This is a genomic window from Pantoea sp. NSTU24, from assembly GCF_050157905.1.
Classification (GTDB): Bacteria; Pseudomonadota; Gammaproteobacteria; order Enterobacterales; family Enterobacteriaceae; genus Pantoea.
The window spans coordinates 3,400,272-3,416,853 of the sequence record NZ_JBKIWZ010000001.1 but is presented as its reverse complement, the minus strand read 5'-3'; the positions used below and the strand labels follow the sequence as shown (position 1 = coordinate 3,416,853).

General features: G+C 56.9%; 14 protein-coding genes, 4 tRNA genes and 1 other RNA gene. 4 read left to right on the top strand and 15 right to left on the bottom strand.

Annotation, left to right across the window (positions count from 1 at the left end; translation table 11 throughout):
- Positions 1 to 45: 45 nt before the first annotated feature.
- The 9 genes from corA to ACLHDD_RS16205 all read right to left on the bottom strand — a co-directional run bounded on the left by corA (position 46) and on the right by ACLHDD_RS16205 (position 9,690).
- The gene (gene corA, locus ACLHDD_RS16245) at positions 46 to 999 is read right to left on the bottom strand and encodes a magnesium/cobalt transporter CorA (RefSeq protein WP_427104887.1); all 954 of its coding nucleotides are present in this window, start codon (positions 997 to 999) and stop codon (positions 46 to 48) included.
- 176 nt (positions 1,000 to 1,175) lie between these two features.
- Positions 1,176 to 1,232, bottom strand: coding sequence for a YsgD/CorL family protein (gene ysgD, locus ACLHDD_RS16240; RefSeq protein ID WP_353887304.1), 57 nt, complete (start codon positions 1,230 to 1,232; stop codon positions 1,176 to 1,178).
- A 67-nt stretch (positions 1,233 to 1,299) separates the two neighbouring features.
- Complete coding sequence (uvrD, locus tag ACLHDD_RS16235; protein WP_313655918.1) at positions 1,300 to 3,462, bottom strand: DNA helicase II; 2,163 nt, start codon at positions 3,460 to 3,462, stop codon at positions 1,300 to 1,302.
- A gap of 152 nt (positions 3,463 to 3,614) precedes the next feature.
- Entirely contained in the window at positions 3,615 to 4,331 is a 717-nt protein-coding gene (gene yigB / locus ACLHDD_RS16230) for a 5-amino-6-(5-phospho-D-ribitylamino)uracil phosphatase YigB (RefSeq protein ID WP_427104886.1), read from the bottom strand.
- Positions 4,328 to 5,233, bottom strand: coding sequence for a tyrosine recombinase XerC (gene xerC / locus ACLHDD_RS16225; RefSeq protein WP_427104885.1), 906 nt, complete (start codon positions 5,231 to 5,233; stop codon positions 4,328 to 4,330). Before xerC ends, yigB begins: the two co-directional genes overlap by 4 nt.
- Complete coding sequence (locus ACLHDD_RS16220; protein ID WP_427104884.1) at positions 5,230 to 5,934, bottom strand: DUF484 domain-containing protein; 705 nt, start codon at positions 5,932 to 5,934, stop codon at positions 5,230 to 5,232. The genes xerC and ACLHDD_RS16220 overlap by 4 nt, the downstream gene beginning before the upstream one ends.
- On the bottom strand, positions 5,931 to 6,755 hold the full coding sequence (dapF, locus tag ACLHDD_RS16215) for a diaminopimelate epimerase (protein ID WP_427104883.1): 825 nt from the start codon (positions 6,753 to 6,755) through the stop codon (positions 5,931 to 5,933). Before dapF ends, ACLHDD_RS16220 begins: the two co-directional genes overlap by 4 nt.
- 28 nt (positions 6,756 to 6,783) lie before the next feature.
- Positions 6,784 to 6,984: an LPS translocon maturation chaperone LptM gene (lptM, locus tag ACLHDD_RS16210; RefSeq protein WP_427104882.1), complete on the bottom strand. Its 201-nt coding sequence runs from the start codon at positions 6,982 to 6,984 to the stop codon at positions 6,784 to 6,786.
- A 147-nt stretch (positions 6,985 to 7,131) separates the two neighbouring features.
- A complete protein-coding gene (locus tag ACLHDD_RS16205; RefSeq protein WP_427104881.1) occupies positions 7,132 to 9,690 on the bottom strand; it encodes a class I adenylate cyclase in 2,559 nt (852 codons plus the stop codon).
- A gap of 317 nt (positions 9,691 to 10,007) precedes the next feature.
- On the opposite strand from ACLHDD_RS16205, the gene hemC reads away from it, so the two are divergent.
- The 4 genes from hemC to hemY are packed head-to-tail and all read left to right on the top strand — an operon-like array spanning position 10,008 to position 14,032.
- Positions 10,008 to 10,949 carry a hydroxymethylbilane synthase gene (gene hemC, locus ACLHDD_RS16200; RefSeq protein ID WP_427104880.1) on the top strand — a complete coding sequence of 314 codons (942 nt, stop codon included), beginning with the start codon at positions 10,008 to 10,010 and terminating at the stop codon, positions 10,947 to 10,949.
- On the top strand, positions 10,946 to 11,674 hold the full coding sequence (gene hemD, locus ACLHDD_RS16195) for a uroporphyrinogen-III synthase (RefSeq protein ID WP_427104879.1): 729 nt from the start codon (positions 10,946 to 10,948) through the stop codon (positions 11,672 to 11,674). Before hemC ends, hemD begins: the two co-directional genes overlap by 4 nt.
- A gap of 25 nt (positions 11,675 to 11,699) precedes the next feature.
- Entirely contained in the window at positions 11,700 to 12,833 is a 1,134-nt protein-coding gene (gene hemX / locus ACLHDD_RS16190; RefSeq protein ID WP_427104878.1) for a uroporphyrinogen-III C-methyltransferase, read from the top strand.
- Positions 12,834 to 12,835: 2 nt separating this feature from the next.
- On the top strand, positions 12,836 to 14,032 hold the full coding sequence (gene hemY / locus ACLHDD_RS16185) for a protoheme IX biogenesis protein HemY (protein ID WP_427104877.1): 1,197 nt from the start codon (positions 12,836 to 12,838) through the stop codon (positions 14,030 to 14,032).
- 1,033 nt (positions 14,033 to 15,065) lie between these two features.
- Here the strand turns inward: hemY and ACLHDD_RS16180 are convergent.
- The 6 genes from ACLHDD_RS16180 to wecG all read right to left on the bottom strand — a co-directional run bounded on the left by ACLHDD_RS16180 (position 15,066) and on the right by wecG (position 16,563).
- Positions 15,066 to 15,181, bottom strand: a non-coding RNA gene (locus tag ACLHDD_RS16180) — RtT sRNA.
- Between the two features lie 32 nt (positions 15,182 to 15,213).
- Positions 15,214 to 15,290, bottom strand: a tRNA-Pro gene (locus ACLHDD_RS16175).
- A 20-nt stretch (positions 15,291 to 15,310) separates the two neighbouring features.
- Positions 15,311 to 15,397, bottom strand: a tRNA-Leu gene (locus tag ACLHDD_RS16170).
- A gap of 16 nt (positions 15,398 to 15,413) precedes the next feature.
- Positions 15,414 to 15,489: transfer RNA gene (locus ACLHDD_RS16165), tRNA-His, on the bottom strand.
- A gap of 98 nt (positions 15,490 to 15,587) precedes the next feature.
- Positions 15,588 to 15,664 (bottom strand) — tRNA-Arg (locus ACLHDD_RS16160).
- A 158-nt stretch (positions 15,665 to 15,822) separates the two neighbouring features.
- Positions 15,823 to 16,563 (bottom strand): lipopolysaccharide N-acetylmannosaminouronosyltransferase, encoded by a 741-nt coding sequence (gene wecG / locus ACLHDD_RS16155; protein ID WP_427104876.1) that lies wholly within the window; start codon positions 16,561 to 16,563, stop codon positions 15,823 to 15,825.
- Positions 16,564 to 16,582 lie beyond the last annotated feature (19 nt).

The window sequence follows — 16,582 nt, the reverse complement described above, 5'->3', positions numbered from 1 at the left end:
ACAGGAGCCAGTAAAATGGGCCATCTCAGATGGCCCACCCGTGTTTTACAGCCAGTTTTTGCGCTTAAAGTAGAGATAGGGCGCAAGCCCGGCCAGAATCATCAGGCTAATCGCTCCGGGATAGCCAAAGCTCCACTTCAGTTCCGGCATAAACTCAAAGTTCATCCCGTAGCTGGAGGCCACCAGAGTTGGCGGCAGGAAGACCACAGAAACCACCGAGAAGATCTTGATGATGCGGTTCTGTTCGATGTTGATAAAGCCCATCGCCGCCTGCATCAGGAAGTTCACCTTCTGGAACAGTGATTCGTTATGCGGCAGCAGCGATTCGATGTCGCGCAGGATTTCCCGCGCCTGCTCCAGCTGGTTACCCGGCAACCGCGCTTTACGCACCAGGAAGTTCAGGGCGCGCTGGGTATCCATCAGACAGAGACGCACCTTCCAGCCGATATCTTCCAGCTCAGCCAGCCGCGACAGCGCCTGGTCGTACTCTTCGCCCTGCTGGCCTTCCATGATCACCCGGCTGAGTTTCTCCAGCGCGCTATAGATGTTCTCAATCTCATCCGCCAGCTGCTCGATTTTGGTCTCAAACAGGTCGAGCAGCAGCTCAAAGGCATTGCCGTCGATCAGGGTCTGATTACGGGCGCGCATGCGGTAGAGACGAAACGCGGGCAGTTCACGTTCGCGCAGCGTATAGAGTCGATCTTCACGGATGGTGAAGGCCACGGTGGAGTTACCGGCGTGATCGTCAGCATCTTCATAAAAGAAGAAGGAGTGGATATGCAGACCATCTTCATCTTCGAAGAAACGCGCCGAGGCCTCGATATCTTCCAGCTCTGGCCGTGTCGCCAGGCTCTGACCCAGCTCGGACTGCACCCGTTCACGTTCACCCTCTTCCGGTTCGATCAGATCGACCCAGACGGAGGTGGTCAGTTTGTCGTTTTCGTCTTCCAGCTCCAGTCGCGTCAGGCGGCTGCGATCCAGTTTAAATGCGCTCAGCATAGCAATACTCCCCATTGCAGACTAAATGGGACAAGGCTGTCCGCCGTTCCTCACAGGAACCGGCAACCTGAACACGGAAACAGAGTTTCAAAGGTAAATCAGTGCTGACTCGTGCGACGGAATCAAAAAGGGAGGTCGCTGATAACCGCTAAGGCTACCCGCGTAAAGAGGTAGCCTTAGATGTTATGCCTGCTAAACAGGTCATTGAGCCAGCATCGACTGGGCGTGTCCAAGGCATTGTCCTCTCATGATAATAGTGGGCGCATGTTACGCTGAGACGAAAAAGCCGTCAACCGCACGCTAAAGCGTTTCCAGCTTCGCGTAGGCCGCCACCAGCCACTTGATTCCCTGCCCCTGAAACGCCACCTGCAGACGGCTGTGCTCACCGCTGCCCTCCAGGTTGATGATGGTGCCTTCACCAAATTTAGCGTGGTGAACACGCTGGCCCAGCGCGAACCCGCTGTCATTTTTGGTTACTGGTGCGCCCATCCGCTGATGGTTCACCGGACGGCTGACGCTGGCGCGCAGACGCACCTCTTCGATGCACGTTTCCGGCAGCTCGCCGATAAAACGGGATGGCCGGTGATACACTTCCTTACCATAGAGTCGGCGGGTTTCGGCGTAGGTCAGCGTCAGTTTGAGCATGGCACGGGTCACGCCGACATAAGCCAGACGCCGTTCCTCTTCCAGCCGGCCACCTTCGTCCAGCGACATCTGGCTCGGGAACATGCCCTCCTCCATGCCGACGATAAACACCTGACTGAACTCCAGCCCTTTCGCCGAGTGCAGGGTCATCAGCTGAACCGCATCCTGCCATTTGTCGGCCTGACCTTCGCCCGCTTCCAGCGCCGCATGGGATAAGAAGGCCTGCAGCGGCATCAGATCCTCATCTTCATCCTGATAGCTGAACTGACGCGTCGCGGTCACCAGCTCCTCAAGGTTTTCGATACGTGCCTGGCCTTTCTCGCCTTTCTCCTGCTCATACATCAGCCACAGTCCGGAGTCTTTAATCACCCGGTCAGTCTGAACATGCAGCGGCAGTTCGGCGGTTTCGGTGGCCAGTGAATCGACCAGCTCACAGAAACGCTGCAGGGCCGACGCGGCCCGCCCTGCCAGCGCGCGGCTCTGCAGCAGTTCGCGGGTGGCCTGCCACAGCGTCATCTGACGCTCACGGGCCGTCTGTCGCACCACATCCAGCGTGCGGTCGCCCACGCCGCGTGTCGGAGTATTCACCACACGTTCAAAGGCCGCATCATCGTTACGGTTCGCCATCAGGCGCAGATAGGAGAGTGCATCTTTGATCTCCTGACGTTCGAAGAAGCGCATACCGCCATAAATACGGTACGGCAGGCTGCTCTGCAGCAGCGCCTCTTCCAGCACACGCGACTGGGCATTGCTGCGATAGAGAATCGCGCAGTCGTTGAGTGCGCCGCCGTTCTCCATCCAGACCTTGATGCGATTCACTACAAAACGCGCTTCATCCAGCTCATTAAAGGCGCAATAGATAGAGATCGGTTCGCCGTCGCTGCCTTCGGTCCACAGCTCTTTACCCAGACGACCATTGTTGTTGGCGATCAGGGCGTTAGCAGCTTTGAGGATATTGTTGGTCGAGCGATAGTTCTGCTCCAGCCGGATTGTTTCTGCAGCCGGAAAATCCTGCAGGAAGCGCTGGATATTCTCGACCTGCGCGCCGCGCCAGCCGTAGATCGACTGGTCATCGTCGCCCACGATGATCACCCGGCCGCTGTCGCCCGCCAGCATCCGAATCCAGGCGTACTGAATGTTGTTGGTATCCTGAAACTCATCCACCAGCACGTTGGTAAAGCGTTCGCGATAGTGATTAAGAATATGCGGCTTGTTAAGCCACAGCTCGTGTGCGCGCAACAGCAGCTCGGCAAAATCCACTAACCCGGCGCGATCGCACGCTTCCTGATAGGCCTGATAGATACGCAGCCAGGTCTGCTCAATCGGGTTGCCGTAACTTTCGATATGCTTTGGCCGCAGGCCTTCATCTTTTTTGCCATTGATGTACCACATGCCCTGACGCGCAGGCCACTGCTTCTCATCGAGATTCATTGATTTAATCAGGCGCTTGAGCAGGCGCAGCTGGTCTTCACTGTCGAGGATCTGAAAATCCTGCGGCAGACCAGCATCAAGGTGGTGGGCGCGCAGCAGGCGATGCGCCAGGCCATGAAACGTCCCGATCCACATGCCGCCCTGGCTGGTGCCAATCAGCTGCTCGATACGGTGACGCATTTCCGCCGCCGCTTTGTTGGTAAAGGTCACCGCCATAATTGAGTAAGGCGAGCAGTTCTCGACTGACATCAGCCAGGCAATGCGATGCACCAGCACCCGCGTTTTGCCACTGCCCGCGCCTGCCAGCACCAGCAGGTTACTGCGCGGCGCCGCAACGGCAGCGCGCTGATTGTCATTTAAACCATCGAGCAGTTCAGAAACGTCCATAAGCACCGTTTACCAGAGAAGAAACGCCGTCGTCGCGCTGTTGCGTTCGCCTGCCGTTGGGGTGCCGACGCAGAAAAGCGGCGACACAGACACCAGTTCAGAGGCGGCAACAGCGCAGAAAAAAGGATGACGACTGGATAAATTTACAGCCATTATAGCAGTGAGGTGAGTGATGCCAACCGCGAAATTTCGACATGCGGTAACAGGCGCGCATCCGGGATGTGCATCAGATTGCCCTGCCGCAGATTAATCCAGCACGCCTGCAACCCGCCGCGCAGGGCACCCGCCACGTCGGTAGTGAGGTCGTCGCCCACATGCAGAATGTGCTGTGGCGCGATAGCCAGCCGCTGTGCGGCAAGCTGATACATATCCTGCCACGGCTTGGCACGTCCGTCCGGTCCGGCGCGCAGGGTAAACCGGAAGTAGGCCGCGATGCCCATTTTTTCCGGGCTGGCATTACCGTTGGTGATCGCCACCAGCGGCACTTTTTCCGCCAGCGCTTTCAGCGTCTGGTGCGTTTCCTCCGGCATCTCGACCTGGCTGCGCCAGTGGTGGAACACCTCCATCACCTCTGCCGCACCCGCGGTGGCCTCGGCGGCAGAGAGACCGGCATTCAGCATTGCCAGCTCAACCGAGCGGCGTCGCCACTCCGACACATCGTGATAGATCTCCGGCTCACGCAGCAGCAGGTCGTCGCGCAGACGCTGATAATCCTGTGGCGTGACGCTACGCAGCGCCGGATGATACGCCTGCAGCGCGGCGTGCGACGCCTGGGCGGTGCGGCGGATCACCGGATGGTTATCGTAGAGCGTGTCATCAAGGTCGAAAGTCAGGGCCTTAATGGCCGACAGCGGACGATAAAACTTCATTCGTTCTTTCCTCGTTTGGCGCGGGGATGCGCAGCGTCATACACCGATGCCAGATGCTGGAAGTCGAGATGGGTATAGATCTGGGTGGTCGACAGGTTCGCATGTCCCAGCAGCTCCTGCACGGCACGCAGATCGCCGCTGGACTCCAGCAGGTGCGTGGCAAAAGAGTGGCGCAGCTTATGGGGATGAATATGGCTGGCAACCCCCTGCCGGATGCCCCACTCTGCAAAACGTTTTTGCACGTTGCGGGGCGAGATGCGGTTGCCGCGCGTCGAAAGAAACAGCGCATCATCCTGACCGCCAAAGGTGTCGCGCAGCGGCAGCCAGTGCTGGATCCAGGTAACCGCAGTGCGGCCAATCGGCACCCGACGCTCTTTGCTGCCTTTTCCCACCACCCACACTTCGCCGGAGTCGAGGTCGACGTGGCGGCAATCCATGTTCACCAGCTCAGAAAGACGCAGCCCGCCGCCATACATCACTTCGAGCATCGCCCGGTCGCGCACAGCCAGCGGATCGCTGAGGTCGATCTCCAGCAGCTGATTCACCTCATCGACATCGATGTTCTTTGGCAGATGACGTGCCTTACGCGGGGTCATCACGCCTTTGGCCGGGTTAGCGGTAAGCAGCCCCTGGCTCACCTGCCAGTCGAGAAAACTGCGCAGGGCCGAGAGACGCAGCGCGAGGCTGCTGGCTGAAAGCCCGGCGCGACGGCTGCGTGCCGCCATGCTGCGCACCTGCGCCGGTTCCAGCGCGGCCCAGCTGCTGAGCTTCATCTCACCGGCAATGGCCACCAGCGCGGCAAGCTGTCGCGCATAGCTGCTCTGCGTCAGGGGACTGAGCTGGCGTTCCACCTTCAGGTAGCGCAGAAATCCGTCGATGGCCTCCTGCAGCACCTGACTCATGCGCGCTCAACCCAGCGGGCCAGCAGGCCCGGCATCATCTGTGACAGATGCTGCAACAGCAGCGTGCCCATGCCCGATTGATAGTGCTGGCTGTCCCGGCTGCTGAACACCAGCACGCCGAGATCGCCCTCTTCGCCCATCAGCGACATAGCCACCGATCCAATCGCTTTGGCCTGCGGCAACAGCAGCAGCAGTTCCGGCCCGTTGAGGCTGCCGAGGTAGTGATGCTGATTGCCGAAGCGCTGAATGCGCAGCGGCGCAAATGCCTGACGCGACAGGCTCAGCTGGAAGAAATCGGACGGTGCGCCCAGCAGCCATTTATCGCTGAACAGCCGCACGCTGGCGCCCGCCAGACCAAGCTCACGTGCCCAGCGATGCAGACGATTGAGCATGTCCTGCAGAGAGTCCGCCGCAGCCAGATGGCTTTCCAGCGACAGCAGACGGTCAAAGAGTTCGTGGTTCGCGCTGGCCTGTTCCATCAGCAGCGTGATCTCTTCTTCCAGCCTCTGGATATGATTACGTTGCCGTGCCATGTGCCACTCGACCAGCGACACGCTGCCGCGCACCGGATGTGGCACGGTCATCTGTTCGACTTCGCGGGCATTGCGGATAAAGAATTCGGGATTCTGCCGCAGGTAATCACTGACGGCCTGATCGTCCAGCAGAACCGTACTGTCAGCCTGCTCTTCGATATTTTTCATAGATGAATAAACCCATCATAGACATGTGTGGCAGGCCCGGTCATATAGAGCGGCTGACCGGCCCCTTTCCAGCTGATATGCAGCGTGCCGCCGGGCAGATCAACACGAACTTTAGGCGCCAGAATCCCCTGCTGAATGCCGCACGCCACGGCAGCACAGGCACCGCTACCGCATGCCTGCGTTTCACCCGCGCCGCGTTCATAAACGCGCAGACGGATATGTTCGGGACTCACGATCTCCATAAACCCGACATTGACGCGTTCCGGGAAGCGTTCATGACTCTCCAGAATCGGCCCCAGTAACTCAACCTGGGCGGTTTTAACACTTTCAACCTGAATAACGCAGTGCGGATTGCCCATCGACACCGCACCCAGCATTACAGTCTGCTCTGCCACGCGCAGCAGATAGAGATTTTCCACTTTATTGGCGCGGAAAGGCACCTGCTGCGGCTCAAAGTTGGGCTCACCCATGTTCACCCGTACCTGCTCATCCGGCGTGACGGACAGGACCATGCGGCCATTCTGCGTACTGACCCGGATGTCGCTTTTGTTGGTCAGCCCTTTCAGCTGAACAAAGCGGGCAAAGCAGCGCGCACCGTTGCCACACTGCGCCACTTCACTGCCGTCGGCGTTGAAAATGCGGTAGTGGAAATCGAGATCGGGGTCATAAGGCGGTTCAACAATCAGTAGCTGATCAAAACCAATACCCAGATGACGGTCGGCCAGCCGGCGGATCAACTCCGGCGAAAAAAAGATATTTTGTGTCACGGCATCCACAACCATAAAATCGTTGCCGAGACCGTGCATTTTGGAGAACTGCATTTTTTGCTCCGCCGGATAAGCCATCAGATTAGTTCGCTTTTACGCCTGCATTGCCGGTCATCAGCCCGCCCACATCGGCTTTCGTAGCGTCTGCTTTCTGGCGTTCGGTTGGCGCCGTCTGTTTCTTCGGCTGATCTTTCGGCGGGAAGTAGAGCGGACCTTTCAGACCACAGCCTGCAAGGCTGATTACGGCCAGTGTCATGGCTAACAGGCTTGTTACTTTCTTCATTCTTTATGCTCTTCATGTCCTTTACCTGGATGCTTATCATCGCAGTTGAAGGTGGAAAAGCAACAGGAAATCCCCGCAAATAGCGTGAACCGGGTGACAGACCAGAAAGAGCGCGGCCACCTGCGGAGCGCAGGCAGCCTGTCAGCATCAATGCACCTGATAGCGCGGCTGATAGTCGCTGTTGTCGTTGTCAGGCTGCGACGTGCAAAGCTGCGTCAGCGTCTGACTGCGGAACGGAATGACCTGGAATCGCTCACCGGTATTCACGATCTGATAAAACTGCGGCAGGTTGAAATTGATAAAGCTCGATCCATAGGTAAAGCGATCGTGCGACGAGGAGTAGAACCGGCTGACGTCGCGCACCAGTTCCTCTTTACTGCCTTCACAGTGATGATAGACCTCAACCCGATTGGTCTCATCGAGGATATAGATGTTGAAGCCACGCTCGTCGGTGGTGTTCTCAAAGAAGAACTGAATGATGCCTTCGCTGGCGTACCCGTTTACCACCGGCGGCAGCGGCGTCTGATGGGTTTCGACTTTGATCGACAGGCCATGCAGCTTGTTGTTGGAGATCGCGCCATAAAATTCCACCGCGTTTTCCAGCTTCTGCACCGAGACACTCATGCGTTCAAAGAAAAGTCCCCACGTCTGGCCCGCCATGCGCAGGGCTTTGAAGCGGCCCGGTTCCTGACGTGTGCTGGAAAGACGCAGCTCAATACATTCTGACACCAGCTGCTGCACGCGTGTACGAATCAGCCCACGCAGATGCTGGCTGTAGCAGAAGACTTCCACCGTGTCAGGCGGCGACGCATCCTGATGCATCTTGCCCAGAATGGTTTTCAGCCCTTCGATCATCGCCTGTTCGCCGCTGAAGTGCAGCGTACGCACCTCATTCCAGGAGTTGCGATAGAGCAGATCGATACTGCCGATCAGGCACTGCTGCTGCTGACCAAAGCTGAAGACATCCAGCTTACGGAAGTCAAAGTGCACCACCTGGTTGCGAAACGCTGCCGTCGGATCGTGCTCAAGGTTGACGATAATCGCGAGGTGGCGGATTTCGCACGGGCTGTAGAGCGCTTTTGGTGTCGGCGCAGGCAGACGCAGCGGGAAGTGGCTGGAGACATCATTCACCAGCTCCTGCAGCCGCGCCAGATCGCAAATTTCGTTGCCTTTAATATGCAGCCGGGTTTTGCGGGTCAGCAGACCATTGAACCATGCCCACGCCACCAGCTTGTTCAGGTAGCGGTTATACTCCAGAGGCTGATGGCTGATGATCGAATCCATATCCGGCGCCTGGTTATAGAGATACCAGCCTGGACGGTTGGCGCGACCGGGCGGCACATGAATAAAGGTCAGATTGGGCTCAGAAAGATCGGGCGAGATCTGCGGGTTAACCAGGGTAACCTTCCCCGGCAGCGCCTCGAAAGCCGCATAGAGTTTACGGGTCAGCACGCCGATATCCTGCGGACTGGCGCTGACGCTTAAATTATTGCGGCGGGCAAAGCGGATCAGGTTGCGATAGCTCTGCATCATCGCATCCAGCAGTTCGTTATGGGCTTCACGTACCCGCTCAATTTTCCACTCTGCACGGTTGTCCAGAATAGCAATCTTCTCGTCGTTCCAGCCCCAGGCTTTGACCAGCTTCGATAAAATTTCGCGGCGCCAGCCGGTGCGATGGTGATGATCGTCGGTACTGAGTTTTTCGCACACTTTCAGATAGAAGCAACGACGCACCAGATCAAGACGCGGCTGATCGTCGATGCTGGTCAGATAATCTGTGACCCGTTCCAGCATCATGCAGTAGGGATCGAGCCCGAAACAGATAATTTCGCCATCGTGCAACCGCTGTTTGATATCCATCGCCAGCAGCTGCGTATTCGGATATTCCCAGCTGTAGGCTTCCAGCAGCAGCGTTTTCAGGACGGCTTTATAGGGCGAGTCAATGCTTTTATAGAGCTGCCACAGGCTGGCGCCAAAATACTCTTCAGCCGACAGCGTACCCAGGCCACCCAGATCGAGCCACTCGTTCGGCGTCAGTACGCCTTTGGCGTACAGCGACATCACATAGTCGTCGTAATGGTGCTCTTCTTCGCCCGGCACCATGTTCCACAGGATGCGTTTACCAGCCATGCGAACCGCCGTACGGTAGAACTCATCCAGCAGTAAAATGTGTTGGGTAGAACCGCAATCTTCTCCGCCCAGATTGCCGCTTTCGTTATGACGGAAACGGTTCTCATCAATCAGGAAGAAACTGACTTCCACGCCCATAGAGACGCACCACTTCTGCAGCAGCGTACATTTGCGCTGCAGGTTCAGGCGCTCTTCATTATCCAGCCACGATTGATGGCAGACCCAGATATCGAGATCCGAAACGCTGTTCTGGCCGACAGAGGAGGTGCTGCCCATGGAGTAGATGGCCGTAATTGGCCGTTCGCCTTTCGGCGTATCGGCATGGCGCAGATCATTATCGCCAGTCAGGTCGGTCAGCAGCTGACGTTGGTTTTCATCAGGCGTGAAAAAGCTGATGCCATGTGGAACGTTACCTTCAAGGTAACCCGGCATCTGCGGATGTTGATAATGTAATAAGGTTGGCAGCAGACTGTAGACGCGCTGAAAAGCGGGTCCCATGGCAGCCAGCGCACGATCAACGCGCAGCTGGTTGATTGCATCCAGTCTCTGTTTCAGTGTCTCAATATAGAGGTACAAGACGTTTCGCCTGATTGTCCCAGTGTTTAAGCACCCTGTTTCCCCGCTCTGCCTCTGATAGCGTAAAAAAAGTGGGCAGATAATTGCTGGAAACGTGATCAATCTAACACCAGGCAGATTGACCGTAAAGAAAGTTGCGCTACTTAACAGTTTAGCACGTTCTGACCCGCTTCCTGCATTTTCAGCACCGGATCGCACGCGACGGCTTGAGAAACCGGGCCGTAAACCGCGCGCCGACCCTTTTCAATCCGTTGAAACTGACAGTATTCGCCCAGAGATGATAGGATATTCAGTGAACGATAAAAATGGTTAACAGCATGTTAGACAAAATTTTCAGAATTGCTACAAGACAAAGTCCGCTCGCACTGTGGCAGGCACATTATGTTCAGCAACGCCTCATGAGCGCCCATCCGGGCCTGCGCGTTGAGCTGGTGCCTATGGTCACCAAAGGTGACATTATCCTCGACACGCCGCTGGCTAAAGTCGGTGGCAAAGGGCTGTTTGTCAAAGAGCTTGAGCTGGCGATGCTGGAAGGCCGGGCTGATATGGCGGTGCATTCCATGAAGGATGTGCCGGTCAGTTTTCCCGACGGGCTCGGCCTGGTGACCATCTGTGAGCGCGACGATCCGCGCGATGCGTTCGTTTCTCATCATTATGATTCTATCGACGCGCTGCCTCAGGGTGCCATTGTGGGTACGTCGAGTCTGCGCCGTCAGTGCCAGATCAGCGCACGCCGTCCGGATCTGGTTATCCGCTCACTGCGTGGCAACGTTGGCACCCGCCTCGGTAAGCTTGATGCCGGTGAATATGATGCCATTATTCTGGCCGTCGCCGGGCTGAAGCGGCTGGGACTGGAAGATCGCATTCGTCAGGCGCTGCCTGCGGACGTGTCACTGCCCGCCGTGGGCCAGGGCGCGGTCGGCATTGAATGCCGTCTCGATGACAGTACCTTAATTGGTCTGCTGCAGGCGCTGAACCATGCCGACACCGAAGTCTGTGTCAGAGCGGAGCGCGCCATGAACACCCGTCTTGAGGGGGGCTGCCAGGTGCCGATTGGCAGCTTCGCGGTGCTGGAAGGCGACGATCTCTGGCTGCGCGGCATGGTCGGCGCACCGGATGGCCGGGTCATGGTCAGCGGTGAACGCCGTGGCTCGCGCGCGCAGGCGGAACAGATGGGCATTTCCCTTGCCGACGAACTGCTGAACGGCGGCGCGCGTGAAATCCTGCAAGAGGTCTATCAGGGGCAGCCGCCAGCATGACCATCCTGGTGACGCGCCCGGAACCCGCAGCGGCAGAGCTGGTATCACGCCTGCATGCCATCGGTAAACAGGCGTGGAGCCTGCCGCTGATCGAGTTTGCGCCGGGCGCTGACCTCCCCTCTCTGCCTCGGACGCTCGCTGGCCTGCGCGCCGGTGACCTCGTTTTTATCCTTTCACAGCAGGTTATTCACTACGCACAGCACCGGATCAAGGCGTGGCCCCCTGAGCTGGGCTATTATGCAATTGGTCGCAGCACCGCACTGGCGTTTCATACTGTCAGCGGTCAGCAGGTGACCTGGCCTCATGCACAGGAAACCAGCGAAGAGTTGATCCGGCTGAATACGCTTCAGCAGGTGGCCGGTAAACGTGCGCTGATCCTGCGTGGCGACCCCGGACGCGAACTGCTGGCAGAGACGTTAACCCGGCGCGGTGCTGAGGTGACGTTTGCTGCCTGCTATCAGCGCTGTCAGAAGCACTACGATGGTCCGGTTGAGGGGCGTCGCTGGCGCGATCGCGGTGTCTCTGTGCTGGTGGTGACCAGCGGTGAAATGTTACAACAGCTTTTTTCGCTGTTCCCCGCAGTTGATCGCGAGGAATGGCTACTCAACTGCCGACTGATCGTCGTCAGTGAACGTTTGGCTACCCTGGCCGCACGATTGGGTTGGCAGGATATTCAGGTAGCCGATGGTGCCGATAACGATGCGCTGCTGCGCGCGTTACGCTGAACTTTAATAATGGGATGTGCCACATATGACGGAACAAAAAGACTCCTCCGCCATGGTTGAAGAAACCACCCCAGCGGTCGACCGCTCTCCTTCCAGCAACAGCACACCACCGCGTCAGGCGAAAAATGGTGGCATGGTGCTGGGAGCTGTGGCGATTGTCATCGCGCTGGCAATAGGTGCGGGTTTATACCTTAACGGGAAACATCAGGCCGATTTGCAGGCACAAACCAATCAGAAGCTGAGCGATCAGTTAAGCGCGTTGCAGCAGCAGGCCAGTAGCGATAAACAGCAGCTGACACAGCAACTGAGTGGCGCAGAAAGCGCGCTCCAGACAGCGCAGGCCCAGCAGACCGCCTCTGCAAAAGAGCTGGAAACGCTGCGTGAAAAAATGGCCGTCATTTCCGGCAACGATGTGCGTAGCTGGCTGCTGGCGCAGGCGGACTATCTGGTGAAGCTGGCTGGCCGTAAACTCTGGAGCGATCAGGATGTCACCACCGCTGCGGCACTGCTGAAAAGCGCCGATGCCAGCCTGGCCGACATGAACGATCCCAGCGTCATGAACGTGCGTCGTGCCCTGACGCAGGATATCAGTCACCTCTCTGCCGTAACCCAGGTTGACTACGACGGGGTGATCCTCAAGCTGAATCAGCTGTCGAACAACGTTGATAATCTGCGTCTGGCGGATAACGACAGTGATGATGCACCCATGGACAGCGACGGTGGCGAGCTGTCAGGTTCCGTACGCGAATGGCGGCAAAACCTGGTGAAAAGCTGGCATAATTTTATGGATGATTTTATTACCATCCGTCGCCGCGACAATACCGCCCAGCCACTGCTGGCCCCTAATCAGGACGTTTACCTGCGCGAGAACATCCGATCACGTCTGCTGATTGCGGCGCAGGCTGTACCACGTCATCAGGATGAGATCTACAGGCAGTCTATCGATACCGTTTCGGCCTGGGTTCGCGCCTGGTACGACACCAACGATGCTGCCACCAAAGCGTTTCTTGCCCAGCTGGATGAGCTGAGCCAGCAGAACATCAATATGGATCTGCCGGATAGCCTGGAAAGTCAGCCGCTGCTGGAGCAGCTGATGCAGACCCGCGTGCGGAACCTGTTAGCGCAACCTTCTGCCGCTGCCAGCCAGCAGGGAGGCTAAGGATGCTTAAGGTATTTATCCTCTTTATCCTGCTGATTGCGGGCGTGGTGCTGGGACCGATGATTGCTGGTCATCAGGGCTATGTACTGATTCAGACCGATAACTGGAATATTGAAACCAGCGTCACCGGCCTGGCCATTATCCTTATCATCAGCCTGCTGGTGATTCTGGCCGTGGAGTGGTTACTGCGCCGCGTGCTGCGCACCGGGGCACGTACCCGTGGCTGGTTTACCGGACGCAAGCGCCGTCGCGCCCAGCGTCATACTCAGTCGGCGCTGATGAAACTGGCCGAGGGCGACCATCGTCAGGCAGAAAAACTGCTCTCCAAAGATGCCGACCACGCCGATGTGCCGGTCGCGAACTACCTGCTAGCCGCAGAAGCCGCTCAGCAGCGTGGCGACGAAGTCCGTGCTAATCAGCATCTGGAACGGGCTGCGGAGCTGTCTGAAAGCAATACCATTCCGGTTGAGATTGCCCGCACACGAATTCAGCTGGCACGTAACGAAGATCATGCGGCGCGCCACAGCATCGATCGTCTGCTGGAAGTGGCACCGCGTCATCCGGAAGTGCTGCGTCTGGCTGAACAGGCTTATATCCGAACCGGTGCCTGGAGCGCCCTGCTGGATATCCTGCCCGCCATGCAGAAGGCGCAGGTCGGTGATGATTTGCATCGCGAGGCCTTGCAGCAGCAGGCCTGGCTGGGCTTAATGAATCAGGCGATGGCCGACCAGGGCAGCGACGGACTGAAGCGCTGGTGGAACACGCTGAGCCGCAAAACCCGTCAGGATACGACGCTGCAGGTGGCGATGGCGGATCATCTGATTGAATGTAACGATCACGACACCGCGCAGTCGATCGTGCTGGAGGGCCTCAAGCGCCATTACGACGATCGTCTGGTGCTGCTGATGCCTCGTATTAAAAGCGGTAATCCGGAAGCACTGGAAAAAGCGCTGTGCCAGCAGATTAAGCAGCATGGTGCTACGCCGCTACTGCACAGTACGCTGGGACAGTTACTGATGCGCCACGGCGAATGGCAGCAGGCGGCTGAAGCCCTGCAGCAGGCGCTGGAGCAGCGTCCGGATGCCTTCGATTATGCGTGGCTGGCGGATGTTTATGATCGTCTGCATCGCCCTGAAGAGGCAGCGAAAATGCGCCGTGAAGGCCTGCTGCTGACGCTGAAGAATAATCCCAACGGCTGATGCCGTGTAGCGAATAAAAAGCCGGGCTTGCCCGGCTTTTTTGTGCCTCTTTTCTCTCATCCCACCCTGCCCCAGGCAAAAAAAAACACCTGCCACTGGCAGGTGCAAGATCAGGTCGGTAAGACAACCGGGAGATACCTGACTCAACGTAGTGTCTGTTAACCCTGTAAGGCTTACGCGATACAGGCAGGCAGACAACAGGTATCTGAAATTGGCTCTGCATCATTCCCAGGTTTATGTAGCATCAGCAGACATAAGAGGTGGAATGAGCATCTACAGCAGAAGTATTGCACAAGCCATGCCAGGTTAAGTTTTATTTTTCAATTCTTTATTAATCAATAACTTAAGAAGATGATCCAGCCTTTCATGAACGAGGTCTGGCAGGAAGTGTCGGGAGCAAGCGACAGTCGTAAATTTTGCTGTCTCTGAATGGAGACGGCGAGGTAACTATTAAGGTTATCACAGCAAAAACAATGGCTTATTTGTATGCAATTCACGACATTGCTCAGACGGTTAGCCAGATAAAAGCAGAGTACCTCTGGTTGCCACTAAGCTCAGACGCACCGCCCGCTCTCACCACCCTGTGGGCTTCAGGGAGCATACGCCTTTAGCAGAGACGCAAAAGACGCCATCTCTGGCGAGCTCAGCGCGAGCCGTTCATGGCACGCTATGCTTTGCTACAGGCGGCTCTCTTCGCTTCATGTATGGCAGACGCATCTGATACTTACATGAATGCTTCAGACCATTGGCGGATCTGAGTCTGGATGCATCTGACCACAGCGCATAAGCTCAACGCGCAGGAAACACGGGCAGAGGAGGAAACACGGGCAGAGGAGGAAAGCGTCCCACGCCAGGGATAGCGTGGGACGAGAAGCCATGAATGGCTTAAGCGACGTTTCGATCTGCCTGTGTTCCCTTCAAAGCTCGGTTTCACAGCAAACTTATTTCGCTGTACTCCCTTAATCATCTTCAAACATCAATACCCATTTTCTGCAGACGAAAAAAACTGTCTTTTCAGACAGGTTTCTGAAAATGGTCGGCGAGAGAGGATGATTTTGCCCTGCGGGCCGTTGCAGCCGCAACGTTATCTCGCTACACCCGGCGCAAACCTCGTCTGTCGGTTATCATCCTCTTTTCTGCAGACGAAAAAAAACCTGTCTTTTCAGACAGGTTTCTAAAAATGGTCGGCGAGAGAGGATTCGAACCTCCGACCCACTGGTCCCAAACCAGTTGCGCTACCAAGCTGCGCTACTCGCCGATTTTTTTAACTGTTTTGCCTGGTGCGAAGAGAGGGACTTGAACCCTCACGTCCGTTAAGACACTAACACCTGAAGCTAGCGCGTCTACCAATTCCGCCACCTTCGCGTATCCCAGCAAAATCTGGGGTGGCTAATGGGACTCGAACCCACGACAACTGGAATCACAATCCAGGGCTCTACCAACTGAGCTATAGCCACCACAATTCTTCATGATACAGATTACAAACCTGCAGCATTTAAATCTTTACTGCCAACCGCGGTAAATCAACCACCGAAGCTCATGCGCACAAACGATATGGCGCGCCCGACAGGATTCGAACCTGAGACCTCTGCCTCCGGAGGGCAGCGCTCTATCCAGCTGAGCTACGGGCGCGTAGCGCCGTTGCGGATGTGCATACTAGAGATAAGCGCCCATCGTGTCTAGTGCTTTTTGAATAAAAAGGCGCGTTTGATTACGCTTTGTGCATTTTGTCGAGAAATAGCACATTCATGTATGCGCGGAGGCTAAAAAACCGGCATTTATCAGCAATATCAGAGGTCGCCTCGCCAGTGATAGCGCAAATATTTCAGCAGTTTTAGCTGGCGGCGCAGGCGAGAGGGCTGACGAATCAGGCGATAAAGCCACTCCAGCCCCAGCCGCTGCCAGATTTCAGGCGCGCGCTTCACATGACCGGTGAAAACATCATAGGTGCCGCCAACGCCCATATAGAGCGCATCAGGCCAGCGCGCACGACACGCCAGCATCAGCAGTTCCTGACGCGGCGATCCCAATGCCACGGTCACCAGCTTTGCGCCGCTGGCTGCAATCCGGGCAAACAACGCGTCCTGTTCGGCTGGCGCAAAATAGCCATCCTGCGACCCGACAATATTTACGTTCCACTGACGACGCAGCTTAGCGCAGGTTTCTTCCAGCACCTGCTGACGACCGCCAATCAGAAATACCGGTGTCCCTTCCCGCCCGGCACGCTCCATCAGCGCTTCCCACAAATCCGCACCCGCAATGCGCTGCACCCGTGCCTGGGGATACTTCTTACGAATTGAGCGCACAATGCTGATGCCATCCGCGTAGGCATATTCCGCCTGGGTCAGCAGCGTGCGTAATCCCTCATCCCGCTCAGCGGTCAGGATCTTCTCCGCATTAATGGCCACTAAAATGCCGCTGCGTACCTGCTGCGGCGGCATCAGAAAACTCACCGCCGACGGCATGTTCTCGAAGCCATACAGCTCAACGCCGCGAATCCGGTACTGCGGCGTTTCCGTTAACTTTGTCATATCTTCTGTTAATCCCAGA

Bases quoted from the DNA above. Each gene is read 5' to 3' on its own strand.
- corA (WP_427104887.1), bottom strand. From the start codon at position 999: ATGCTGAGCGCATTTAAACTGGATCGCAGCCGCCTGACGCGACTGGAG.
- uvrD (WP_313655918.1), bottom strand. From the start codon at position 3,462: ATGGACGTTTCTGAACTGCTCGATGGTTTAAATGACAATCAGCGCGCT.
- yigB (WP_427104886.1), bottom strand. From the start codon at position 4,331: ATGAAGTTTTATCGTCCGCTGTCGGCCATTAAGGCCCTGACTTTCGAC.
- xerC (WP_427104885.1), bottom strand. From the start codon at position 5,233: ATGAGTCAGGTGCTGCAGGAGGCCATCGACGGATTTCTGCGCTACCTG.
- ACLHDD_RS16220 (WP_427104884.1), bottom strand. From the start codon at position 5,934: ATGAAAAATATCGAAGAGCAGGCTGACAGTACGGTTCTGCTGGACGAT.
- dapF (WP_427104883.1), bottom strand. From the start codon at position 6,755: ATGCAGTTCTCCAAAATGCACGGTCTCGGCAACGATTTTATGGTTGTG.
- lptM (WP_427104882.1), bottom strand. From the start codon at position 6,984: ATGAAGAAAGTAACAAGCCTGTTAGCCATGACACTGGCCGTAATCAGC.
- hemC (WP_427104880.1), top strand. From the start codon at position 10,008: ATGTTAGACAAAATTTTCAGAATTGCTACAAGACAAAGTCCGCTCGCA.
- hemD (WP_427104879.1), top strand. From the start codon at position 10,946: ATGACCATCCTGGTGACGCGCCCGGAACCCGCAGCGGCAGAGCTGGTA.
- hemX (WP_427104878.1), top strand. From the start codon at position 11,700: ATGACGGAACAAAAAGACTCCTCCGCCATGGTTGAAGAAACCACCCCA.
- hemY (WP_427104877.1), top strand. From the start codon at position 12,836: ATGCTTAAGGTATTTATCCTCTTTATCCTGCTGATTGCGGGCGTGGTG.
- wecG (WP_427104876.1), bottom strand. From the start codon at position 16,563: ATGACAAAGTTAACGGAAACGCCGCAGTACCGGATTCGCGGCGTTGAG.